The 10839-nt window shown below is 72.5% G+C and carries 11 protein-coding genes; 3 read left to right on the top strand and 8 right to left on the bottom strand.

Translation table 11 applies throughout. The annotated features are described in order from the left end of the window. The first annotated feature begins 429 nt into the window (after positions 1 to 429). Positions 430 to 879, top strand: a complete 450-nt coding sequence (locus JFN87_RS28810; protein WP_209344721.1) for a PTS sugar transporter subunit IIA — start codon at positions 430 to 432, stop codon at positions 877 to 879. 128 nt (positions 880 to 1007) lie between these two features. Beyond that, the gene (gene ptsP, locus JFN87_RS28815) at positions 1008 to 2687 is read left to right on the top strand and encodes a phosphoenolpyruvate--protein phosphotransferase (protein WP_209344738.1); all 1680 of its coding nucleotides are present in this window, start codon (positions 1008 to 1010) and stop codon (positions 2685 to 2687) included. Between the two features lie 81 nt (positions 2688 to 2768). Here the strand turns inward: ptsP and JFN87_RS28820 are convergent, their stop codons facing one another. The 4 genes from JFN87_RS28820 to JFN87_RS28835 all read right to left on the bottom strand — a co-directional run bounded on the left by JFN87_RS28820 (position 2769) and on the right by JFN87_RS28835 (position 7671). Then, positions 2769 to 3680: a DUF8829 domain-containing protein gene (locus JFN87_RS28820; protein WP_209344724.1), complete on the bottom strand. Its 912-nt coding sequence runs from the start codon at positions 3678 to 3680 to the stop codon at positions 2769 to 2771. Between the two features lie 87 nt (positions 3681 to 3767). Next, complete coding sequence (locus tag JFN87_RS28825) at positions 3768 to 5747, bottom strand: acetoacetate--CoA ligase (RefSeq protein WP_209344726.1); 1980 nt, start codon at positions 5745 to 5747, stop codon at positions 3768 to 3770. Positions 5748 to 5990: 243 nt separating this feature from the next. Next, entirely contained in the window at positions 5991 to 6953 is a 963-nt protein-coding gene (locus tag JFN87_RS28830) for an amidohydrolase family protein (RefSeq protein WP_209344728.1), read from the bottom strand. 106 nt (positions 6954 to 7059) lie between these two features. Further along, the gene (locus tag JFN87_RS28835) at positions 7060 to 7671 is read right to left on the bottom strand and encodes an NAD(P)-dependent oxidoreductase (protein WP_209344730.1); all 612 of its coding nucleotides are present in this window, start codon (positions 7669 to 7671) and stop codon (positions 7060 to 7062) included. A 133-nt stretch (positions 7672 to 7804) separates the two neighbouring features. Between JFN87_RS28835 and JFN87_RS34435 the strand changes: the two genes are divergently transcribed. Then, positions 7805 to 8503, top strand: a complete 699-nt coding sequence (locus tag JFN87_RS34435) for a TetR/AcrR family transcriptional regulator (RefSeq protein ID WP_307865629.1) — start codon at positions 7805 to 7807, stop codon at positions 8501 to 8503. Here JFN87_RS34435 and JFN87_RS28845 read toward each other — a convergent pair. The 4 genes from JFN87_RS28845 to JFN87_RS28860 are packed head-to-tail and all read right to left on the bottom strand — an operon-like array spanning position 8497 to position 10527. After that, complete coding sequence (locus tag JFN87_RS28845) at positions 8497 to 9042, bottom strand: NUDIX domain-containing protein (RefSeq protein ID WP_209344733.1); 546 nt, start codon at positions 9040 to 9042, stop codon at positions 8497 to 8499. The two genes, JFN87_RS34435 and JFN87_RS28845, sit on opposite strands and share 7 nt — an antisense overlap. Beyond that, positions 9029 to 9703: a GTP-binding protein gene (locus JFN87_RS28850; RefSeq protein WP_209344735.1), complete on the bottom strand. Its 675-nt coding sequence runs from the start codon at positions 9701 to 9703 to the stop codon at positions 9029 to 9031. Before JFN87_RS28850 ends, JFN87_RS28845 begins: the two co-directional genes overlap by 14 nt. Beyond that, positions 9684 to 10079, bottom strand: coding sequence for a DUF742 domain-containing protein (locus tag JFN87_RS28855; protein ID WP_209344736.1), 396 nt, complete (start codon positions 10077 to 10079; stop codon positions 9684 to 9686). Before JFN87_RS28855 ends, JFN87_RS28850 begins: the two co-directional genes overlap by 20 nt. A 10-nt stretch (positions 10080 to 10089) precedes the next feature. Then, positions 10090 to 10527, bottom strand: coding sequence for a roadblock/LC7 domain-containing protein (locus JFN87_RS28860; protein ID WP_030906995.1), 438 nt, complete (start codon positions 10525 to 10527; stop codon positions 10090 to 10092). Positions 10528 to 10839 lie beyond the last annotated feature (312 nt).

Below are 10839 nucleotides of genomic sequence, written 5' to 3' on the forward strand. Positions count from 1 at the left end.
CCGGCAGACCAGGGGTATCAACATATCTGGCGTTGACTTTTAGCACGCTGTTGAGTTCTCAAGGAACGGACGCTTCCTTCGAAAACCCTCTCAGGTTTCCTCCGGGCGCTTTCCCTTCGGTGTTTCCAAACTCTATCAGGGTTTTTCACCCTCCCCGACCACCCTCCTGCGCACATGCAGAAGCGGTACCCGGTTCCGGGCAGTTCATCTTGATAGGAGTTCCGCCGACGCCGACCCCTCGGGCCCCGTCAGGCAGGGGTACGACCCTACAGGCCTTTCGCCCCTGCCCGCAAACCGGTTACTCGCCCTCCGCACGCGTCCGCTCGTGCGGAAGCGCCGCTAACCATGACTTACGCTCTGTTCAGCACCCCGTCCCGCTCACTCACAGTGACGACGGATCCGAGAACACTCCGCCCACTGGGAGGTCCCATGACCCTCGTGTCAGCTCCGCTGTCCGGCCGCGCCATCGGTCTCGCCGCCGTACCCGACCCCGTGTTCGCCGGGGCGATGGTCGGGCCAGGCACCGCCATCGACCCCGTGCGTGAGCCGACCGAGGCCGTCTCCCCCGTCGACGGCATCGTCGTCTCCCTGCACCCGCACGCGTTCGTCGTCGTGGACAGCGACGGCCACGGTGTGCTCACCCATCTCGGGATCGACACCGTCCAGCTCAACGGCGCCGGTTTCGAGCTCCTGGTCAACAAGGGCGACTCCGTCACCCGCGGCCAGGGCGTCGTGCGGTGGGACCCCGCGGGCGTCGAGACGGCCGGCAAGTCGCCGATCTGCCCGGTCGTCGCGCTCGAGGCCACCGCCGACTCGCTCACCTCCCTGCGCGAGAGCGGCGACGTCGCGACCGGTGAGACGCTGTTCGACTGGCAGTGAGCCGGAGTTCGGCAGCGGGCCGAAGCGCGATCGGCGGCTGAGGCCGGGAGCCGGGCCTCCGGATCCCGGCCTGCCGCACACCAACCGCGGTGCAGGGGGCCACCGCACGTAACACGGAGACGGTGAAATTGGAGACAACGCTGCGAGGCGTCGGTGTCAGCCACGGCGTGGCGATCGGCGAGGTACGGCACATGGGGACAGCCGTCCTGGAGCCGCCCGCCAAGCAGATCCCAGCGGGCGAGGCCGAGCGCGAGCAGGGGCGGGCCCGGCAGGCGGTCGAGGCGGTCGCCGCCGACCTGATCGCCAGGGGCAACCTCGCCGGCGGTGAGGCCCAGGCGGTCCTCGAGGCGCAGGCCATGATGGCGCAGGACCCCGAGCTGAGCGCGGACGTGGAGCGGCGGATCGCCGTGGGCAGCACCGCCGAGCGCGGTGTGTACGACGCGTTCGCCTCGTACCGCGCACTGCTCGCGGGCGCCGGTGACTACCTGGCGGGGCGGGTCGCCGACCTCGACGACGTGCGCAACCGCATCGTCGCCAGGCTGCTCGGCGTGCCGATGCCCGGGGTTCCGGACAGCGATGCGCCGTACGTGCTGATCGCGCGGGACCTCGCTCCCGCGGACACGGCGCTGCTCGACCCGTCTCTCGTGCTCGCCTTCGTGACCGAGGAGGGCGGCCCGACCAGTCACAGCGCGATCCTGGCGCGGGCGCTCGGGGTGCCCGCCGTGGTGGCGCTGCCGGGTGCGACGGAGCTGGCGGAGGGCGCGGCGGTCGCCGTGGACGGCTCCACGGGCGAGGTGTTCGTCGAGCCGGGCAGCGAGCGGCGGGCGCGGCTCGAGCAGGTTGCCGCGGAGCGGCGGGCCGCGCTGGGCGCGGCGACCGGGCCGGGTGCGACGTCGGACGGGCACAAGGTGCCGCTGCTCGCCAACATCGGTGGGCCGGGGGACGTCGCGGCCGCGGTGGACGCGGGGGCCGAGGGCGTGGGGTTGTTCCGTACGGAGTTCCTGTTCCTCGACGACAGCGGGCAGGCGCCGTCGGAGGAGAAGCAGATCGCCGCCTACCGCCCCGTGCTCGAGGCGTTTCCCGAGGGCCGGGTCGTGGTGCGGGTGCTCGACGCGGGGGCGGACAAGCCGCTGGCGTTCCTGACCCCGGCGGACGAGCCGAACCCGGCGCTCGGCGTGCGGGGTCTGCGGAGTCTGCTCGACCATCCGGATGTGCTGCGGACGCAGCTGACCGCGCTGTCGAAGGCGGCCGAGGGCCTCCCGGTGTACCTGGAGGTCATGGCGCCCATGGTGGCGGACCGCACGGACGCGAGGGCGTTCGCGGACGCCTGCCGCGAGGCGGGGCTGCGGGCGAAGTTCGGCGCCATGGTGGAGATTCCCTCCGCCGCGCTGCGTGCCCGTTCGATCCTGCAGGAGGTGGAGTTCCTTTCGCTGGGCACCAACGACCTGGCGCAGTACACGTTCGCCGCCGACCGGCAGGTGGGCGCGGTGTCGCGGCTCCAGGACCCGTGGCACCCGGCGCTGCTCGACCTGGTGTCGCTCGCGGCGGACGGCGCCGAGGCGGAGGGCAAGAGCTGCGGGGTGTGCGGCGAGGCGGCCTCCGATCCGCTGCTCGCGTGCGTGCTGACGGGTCTCGGGGTGACCTCCCTGTCGATGGGCGCGGCGTCGATCCCGTACGTGCGCGCGGCGCTGGCGAAGCACACGCTGGCGCAGTGCGAGCGCGCGGCGGCGGCCGCGCGGGCCACGGACTGTGCGCAGGAGGCCAAGCAGGCGGCGCAGGCGGTGCTGTCGGGAGAGTCACGCGTGTAGCGGACGACTGCGACCGCGTCAGGACAGCGCGGGGTGGGCCGCCGGCCGGGTTCCCGGTCGGCGGCCCTTCCGTTTTGGCGGTCAGTGGTGGAGTCCGGGCTCTTCCGGGCCGAGGTCGAAGCCGGCCCGGTAGTCCACGTCCGGTTCCGGGCCGATGGGTTCGCCCGTCTCCGCGTCCGTGCAGTAGGCGTTGAAGACCTCGGCGGCCGTCAGGGGTGCGAGGTGCCCTTCGGCAAGGTGCCAGCCGTGCAGGCGGTCGGGGGCGCCCTGGGCGGTGGTGCGCATGACGACGCCTCCGCGCGTGCCGAGGGCGATGCCCGTGGCCAGGACGGAGACGAACTCGGCGCTCTGTGCGGTGTCCAGGAGGGTGGGGCCGTCCGCCTGCTCGGCCTGGAGGACCGCGGTCAGTTGTTCCTCGGCCGCGGGGACGCTGCACACCATCTGGTGCGTGCCGGGCCCCGCGCCTTCCAGGAGCCGCCACAGGAGGCGGTACGCCTGGTCGAAGGCGGCACGCCCGATGTCCTCGCCACAGTCGGCGCAGGAGCCGAGATCGGCGAGTACGGCCGTCGCGTACGCCTGGGTCGCCTTGCGGACGGCGGTCTCGGCGAGCGTGTGCAGCAGGCTCTCGAACGGCGCGCCCGTGTAGGGGACGACGGCGCCGCCGGTGGCCGCGATGTGTGCCGTGTACCGGGCCCTGCCCGCGGGAGAGTCGGGGTCGAGGCCTGCGTCGGCGCAGTACCAGGCGTATTCCTCGGGGTCGAACAGGGCGGCGCCGACGTGCAGTGACTCGCGGGCGAGCCCGCGCAGCAGGGCGTCGGCCTGCCGCCGGTAGGCGGGATGGTCGTCGAAGGGGAAGCTGCGGTAGCGGCGCATCGCCGCGAAGTCCTGCTCGTCGGCCAGGAGGCCGACGGTGCTGGGGACTTCGCGGCGCAGCGCCCTGCGCAGCGTCCTGGCCGTGGGCCGTCCGCCGCCGTCGTCGGTGTGTGCTGTCATGGCTCCCCCTGAGGTCACGCGCTGTCCGTATGGTGCGCTGTGGTCTCACTCACCGTAACGAGGGGGTCTGACAGTGGCCCGGCTCGTTCAGTCGTGGTCGCGGGCGGCGAAGCGCTCGTAGAACCGCAGCACGTCGATGTCGTCGACGGAGCCCGGGTTGACGGCCTTGTCCAGGCGGGAGCCCTGGAGGAGGCGTTTCACGGGGACTTCGATGCGCTTGCCCGTCAGGGTGTGCGGGACGCCGGGTGCCTCGATGATCTCGTCGGGCACGTGGCGGGGCGAGAGGTCGGCCCTGATGGCCTGTTTGATGCGCAGGCGGAGGTCGTCGTCGAGGCTCGCGCCCTCGGCGAGGTGCACGAAGAGCGGCATCCAGTAGCCGCCGTCGGGCTGCTCGATGCCGACGACGAGGGACTCGCGGATCTCGGGGAGGCGCTCGACGACCTCGTAGATGTCGGCGGAACCCATGCGCACACCCTGCCGGTTCAGGGTGGAGTCGGAGCGTCCATGGATGATGACCGTGCCGCGGTCGGTGAGGGTGATCCAGTCGCCGTGCCGCCAGACGCCGGGGTAGGTCTCGAAGTAGCTCTCGCGGTAGCGGCTGCCGTCGGGGTCGTTCCAGAACCGGACGGGCATCGACGGCATGGGGCCCGCGACGACGAGCTCGCCGACCTCGCCGATGACGGGGTTGCCCTGGGGGTCCCACGCCTGCAGGTCGGTACCGAGGCCCGCGGCCTGGAGTTCGCCGATGTGGACGGGGAGTGTGGGCACGGCGCTCGCGAAGCAGCTGCACACGTCGGTGCCGCCGCTGACGGACGCGATCCACAGGTCGTGGCCGACCTCGTCGTGCAGCCAGCGGAACCCGGCGGGCGGCAGGGGGGAGCCAGTGGTGGCGACGCATTTGAGGCGGGAGAGGTCGTGGTCGCGGCCCGGGTGGACGTCGGCCTTGCGGCAGGCCATGACGTAGGCGGCCGAGGTGCCGAAGAGGGTGGTGCCGGTGCGTTCGGCCACGTCCCACTGCGCGTCGGTGCCGGGGTGGGCGGGGCTGCCGTCGTAGAGCACGACCGTGGTGCCGACGAGGAGCCCGGAGACGAGGAAGTTCCACATCATCCAGCCGGTGGACGTGTACCAGAAGAACCGGTCCTCGGGCCCGAGGTCGCAGTGCAGGCCGAGTTGCTTGACGTGTTCGAGGAGGATGCCGCCCTGTGACTGGACGATGGCCTTCGGCAGCCCTGTGGTGCCCGAGGAGTAGAGGACCCACAGCGGGTGGTCGAAGGGGACGTGCGTGAAGTCGGGTTCGGTGGTGCCGCCGACGAGCGCGTCCCAGTCGAGCGCGCCCTCGGGGCACTCTGTGCCGAGGAGCGGTACGTGGACGACGGCGCGCAGCGTGGGCAGTTCCCGGCGCAGTTCGGCGACGACGCCGGTGCGGTCGTGGGTCTTGCCGCCGTAGCGGTAGCCGTCGACGGCGAACAGCACGACGGGTTCGACCTGCTGGAAGCGGTCGAGGACGCTGCGCGCGCCGAAGTCGGGGGCGCAGGACGTCCATACGGCGCCGACGGCGGCGGTGGCGAGGAGAGCGACGACGGCCTGCGGCACGTTGGGGAGGTAGCCGCTGACGCGGTCGCCTGGGCGCACGCCGAGTTCGCGCAAGTGGGCCGCGAGCCCGCCGACCTGGTGGCGGAGCTCTCGCCAGCTGATGGTGGTCTGCTGCTGGGTCTCGTCGACGTGGAGGAGCGCGGGCAGCTCGGCCCTGTCCGGGTCCTCGCCGGTGCGCAGGGCGTGCTCGGCGTAGTTGAGGGTGGCGCCGGTGAACCACTGGGCGCCGGGCATCGTGCGGTCGCCGATGACCTGCTCGTACGGGGTGGCGAAGCGGATGTCGAACCATTCGGCGACGGCGGCCCAGAACGTGTCAAGTGCGTCGACGGACCAGCGGTGCAGCGCCGGGTAGCCGCCGTCGGCCGGCGCGCCGTGGTGTTCGGCCGCCCATGCCTGGAACCGTGTCACCTGCGCGGCGGCGACGCTCTCCGGCGTGGGCTGCCAGAGAGGGGCAGGGGTGGGTTCTGTGATCATGGTACGGCTCCCGGCCTGGGCTCGACGCTGGTGTGCGACGCGCGTGCCCGTGCGGGATACGCGCGGGACACGGCTGACAGGGACGATGCCATGTGATCGTCCCTCGCACCAGGCTGCGCCGTCTGCCGCGGCCCGTGGACGCGGGTCGCCCGGGCGAGGAGCCCGCCGGAGGCGTGCCGGTCCGTGCGTGGTCCGGTCCGTGCGTCATCCGGTCCGTGCGTGGTCCGCGCGGCGGCGCGCCGGTCAGATGTTCAGCACGCGCCGGGCGTTCAGGTGGGCGATCCCGCTCTTCACCTCGGGCGGGAGCGCGGCCTCCTCGATCGAGGCCACCGCGTCGGCGGTGTTCTCGTACGGGTAGTCGATCGCGAACATGACCGCGTCCGCGCCGACGGTCAGTACGGCGGCCTGCACGGCCTCCGGGGCGAGTATGCCGCTCGTGGTGATCAGTATGTTGGAGCCGATGTACTGCGACGGCATGCGTTCGAGCGGTTTCTCGACCTTCAGGGTGCGGTACCGGGAGTCGAGGCGGGAGCGCTGGAAGGGCAGGAACTCGCCGAGGTGCCCGAGGATCAGCGTCGCGCCCGGGTGCCGGTCGAAGATCCCGGCGTAGACGAGGCGCATGGCGTGGCCGCCGGTCTCGGCCTGCCAGCTCCAGCTGGCCCCGTACATCTCGGGCCGTCCGCGCATCACGTGCCAGTCGTCGGCGGGCAGCGAGCCGGGGTGCAGGTACAGCGGGACGCGCAGCTCCTCGAGGGCGCTCCACAGCTCGTCGTAGGCGGGGTCGTCCAGGTACCGGCCCTGCGTGTGGTCGTTGACCAGTGCCCCCTTGAAGTCGAGCTCGCCGACGCAGCGTTCCAGTTCGGTGACCGCGGCCGCGGGGTCCTGCAGGGGCAGGGCCGCGAACCCGCGGAAGCGTGCCGGGTGGCGGGCGATCGTGCCGGCGAGGTGGTCGTTGGCGAAGCGGGCGTCGCGCACCGCCGCGCCGGCGTCCGGGGCGGCCTGGATGCCGGGGACGCTCAGCGAGAGGACCTGGATGTCGATGCCGTGGGCGTCCATGTCGGGCAGGCGGTACTTCTCGAAGTCGTCCAGGCGCCGCATGCAGTGTTCGGCGTACTGGTCGCTGGTGCGGATCTTCATCGGGGCCGTGGGACGGTGTCCGGCAGCCCCCGGGACGGTGAAGGCCTCTTCCAGCGCGATGTAGGCCATGGCAGGGCTCCTCGGTGCGGTGTCCACGTGTCCACGTGTCCACGTGTCCACGTGTCCACGTGTTCGGTGACGGTGTGAGGGGTGGGTGCTCGGGTCGTCGCGCCGCTCAGCCGAGCGGTACGACGATCGCCCCGGCGTGGCTGCCGGCCTCCGCTTCGTCCAGCATGAGCGCGGCCACGGAGGCGCGGGACATCCTGGGAGGCAGGAGGGGGCGCCGGAGTTCGGCGAGCGGCACCGTGCGGCGCTGCGGGCTGACGGGCCCGTTGGTCAGGTCCGGGGCGTGGAAGACGCTGGCGCCCGCGTCCAGGGCGATCCGGTCGGCCTCGGCCTTCTCGGCCAGCTCCGCGCCGACGGCCATCCGCATCACGGCCTGGTAGATGCGGCCGCCCGCGCCGGTCGACGCGCCGGAGCCCAGCGCGCCGAGCCACACCGTGCGGACGCGCACCGCGGCGAGCAGGCGGGCGCCCGCGGTCAGGGCTCCAGGTCCTTCGCCCTTGGCGAGGCCGATGGCCGAGACGGCCGCGTCGACGTCGTCCAGTGCGGGGAAGGTCCGCGGGGAGCGGACATCCGCCTGCCTGACGTCGATCGGCCGGGGATTGGACGCTTTGAACGTGTCCGGGGCACGCACGAGCGCCACGACGTCGTGGCCCCGCTCGATCGCCTGCTCCACAAGCAGGCCGCCGACCCTGCCCGACGCGCCGAGTACCGCGATGCGCATGATGATTCGACTCCTTACTGAACAACTGTTGGCTAGATAAGTAAACAAGTGTTGGTCAGCGGGTGTCAAGGCGGGTGGCCTGTAAGGTGAACAGCCGTAACCGAAGGGTTCACAAGGCCGGAGAGGAGCGAGGGTGGCGTCTCAGGAGCAGCCCGCCGCCCGCCGCCGCAATCCGCGAGGGCAAGGGCAGGTGCTCAAGGCCCAGCTCGTGGACGCGGCGGCGAAGCTGCTCGCCACCCTCGACCAGCCGGAGAAGCTGACGCTGCGGCAGGTCGCGCGCGAGGTCGGCGTCGCACCGGCCAGCATCTACAGCCACTTCCCGGACCTCGGCGCGCTGATCCAGCACGTACTGCGGCTGCGCTACGACGAACTGGCGCGCTCGATGGCCGAGGCGTCGCGAGCCGCCCCTGACCCGCTGTCCGACCTCGTGGCCCGGTGCGCGGCCTACGTGCGCTGGGGTGTGGGCCAGCCAGGGCACTACCGCACACTCTTCGGCGGCCGGATGCCCGCCGACCTCGTCCCCGTGTCGGCCCACGGCGCGGGCGCCGACCTGCTGGGGTCCGTCGTCGACTCGCTCTCGGCCGTCACCGATCCGGAAGGGACGCGGTCCACGGCCGAGCAGCGGTGGCAGGCGGCACTCATGCTCTGGACCGCCATGCACGGCCTGATCCTGCTCTACAACGACCACGGGGCCATCGACTGGCCACCGCTCGACGATCTGCTCGCGGATCTGATCGGCCTGCACTGCGCCCGTCCCGCGGCCGAGGTCGCGGCCCGCCTGCCGCGAGGCGGCGACCCGGGCACGGGCGCTGCGGACGCCGTCGGTCAGTAGCCCTCGTGGCGGTACGCGCCGGCGAACCAGTTCCGCGCGGCCGTCGTGTGCAGGGGGAACGCGAGCTCTTGCGGGCCGCGCAGCAGGTACCGGCCGTCCGTCTCCGCCGTGGGCCGGTCGGGCGGCAGGAGGTCGGCGCGGCGCGCGGGCAGCAGGCCGAACAGCAGCAGGTGGCCGCCGGGCGAGCTGAGCGCGTCGGCGAGCCGCACGTCCTCGCGCATCGCCTCGATGCCCGTCTCCTCCCACAGCTCGCGCACGACGGCCTCCCGCCAGTCCTCGCTCGCCTCGACGAAACCGCCCGGCAGGGCGGTGCCGCCGCGCCGCGGCTCGATGGTGCGGCGGATCGTGACGAGCGCCGTGCCCTGCTCGTCGGTGACGGGCAGCAGGGCGACGGCGACCGGCAGCGGATTGCGGTAGGCGGTGTCGCCGCAGTCGGCGCACGTGCGGGGCCACCCCGTGCCGACGGGGTAGCGGCTGCCGCAGCTCGCGCAGTGCGAGTGCGGCACGGGGGTCTTCGTGAAACCGTCAGGTCGCGGCATGCTCCGGTGCCCCGGTCGCCATCGTCATGGCGTGTTCCACGACCGTCACCAGGACCTCCTTCACCGATTTTCTGTCCCGCGCGTCGCACTCGACCATCGGGACACTCGGATCGAGGTCCAGTGCCTCGCGGACGCTGCCCTCGGGGTAGCGGTCGGCGCCGTCGAAACGGTTCACGGCGACGGCGAAGGGGATGCCGCGGCGCTCGAAGAAGTCCACGGCGGCGAACGAGTCGGCGAGCCTGCGGGTGTCGGCGAGGACGACCGCGCCGAGCGCACCCTGCGCCAGTTCGTCCCACAGGAACCAGAAGCGGTCCTGTCCCGGCGTGCCGAACAGGTAGAGCGCAAGGCCCTCGCGGAGGGTGATGCGCCCGAAGTCCATGGCGACCGTCGTGGTGGTCTTGCGCTCGACGCCGCTGACGTCGTCGACCGGCCGCCCGGCCTCGGTGAGTGCCTCCTCCGTGCGCAGCGGCCTGATCTCGCTCACGGCCCCGACGAACGTCGTCTTGCCCACCCCGAAGCCGCCCGCGACGAGGATCTTCAGGGTGATCGGGTCGGCGGGCCCCGAAGCGGCCGCCTGGGCGGCTCCGCCCGCAGTCGCGTCGGCGGAGGGTGTGCCCTGGCGGTCGGAGGGGCCGGACGAGCTAGAGCGCCCGAAGGCCATTGATCACCTCTCGGAGGATGTTCACGTCCGGCAGCTCGGCCGGCGGAACGGGGCGGGTTACATGGACGAGTTCGTCGTCGAGGAGGTCGCCGACGAGTACGCGGATCACCCCGACGGGCAGGTCGAGGCCCGAGGCGAGCTCGGCGATCGACTGCGGTGTCCGTACGGAGCGCTCGACGATCTCCACGTGCTCGGGCGACAGCTTCCTGTCGAGGCCGGGCCTGCCGGCGGCCGGCTCGGGGACGACAAGGGCGATCAGGTCGAGCCGGTGCCTGGCGCCCGTTCCGGTGCGGCCGCGCGTCATCGCATACGGCCGCACCACGGGCCCGGCCTCGCCGTCGAACCACGCCTGAGGGCCTTGACCTGTGTCCTTCATGTGCCGGTGCTCAGCCTGACAGGCCGCCGCGTCGCGGCGCGGTGGCGAGGTGGCTGCCCACCCGCTTCACCATGAGCGTCATCTCGTAGGCGACCTGGCCGACGTCGGTGTCGGCGTCGGCGAGCACGGCGAGGCAGCTGCCGTCGCCCGCGGCGGTGACGAACAGGAACGCGCCGTCCAGTTCGACGACGGTCTGCCGGACCTGGCCGACGTCGAAGTGCCTGCCGACGCCCTTGGCGAGGCTGTGGAAGCCGGAGGCGACCGCCGCGAGGTGCTCGCCGTCCTCCCTGCTCAGGTCCCTGGAGGCGCCGGTGGGGAGCCCGTCGCCTGACAGCACGAGCGCCTTGCGGATGCTGGCGACCCGGCCGACCAGCTCGTCGAGGAGCCAGTCGAGCTCGCGACCGCCGTCCGCCTGCGTCGCGCCTCGTGGTGTGTGCGGTGCGGTCATCGACCGTCCCCCTCCGATGTCGTTCCTGGTGTGCCGCCGGGGGCGGCGCCGGGGTTTCCGGCGGAGTCCTCGGCTTCGTTCTGAAGGCGGCCGCGCTGCCAGCCGCGCTGGAGGGAGGCCATCCGGGCGCGCACGTCACGCGCGTCGCGCTCGGCGTCCTCGGGTGACGAGACCGGCGCGGGCGCCGGCGCCGCGGCGCGCTTGATCGGAAGAGCTCACGTCTCAACTCCTGTCTCCCATGCATCCCGCATGCCGTCTTCTGCTTGGTGAAAGGGGGGGGGGGGGGGGGGGGGGGGGGGGGGGGGCGGGGGG

Origin of the sequence: Streptomyces montanisoli, from assembly GCF_017813245.1 — a bacterium.
Classification (GTDB): domain Bacteria; phylum Actinomycetota; class Actinomycetes; order Streptomycetales; family Streptomycetaceae; genus Streptomyces; species Streptomyces montanisoli.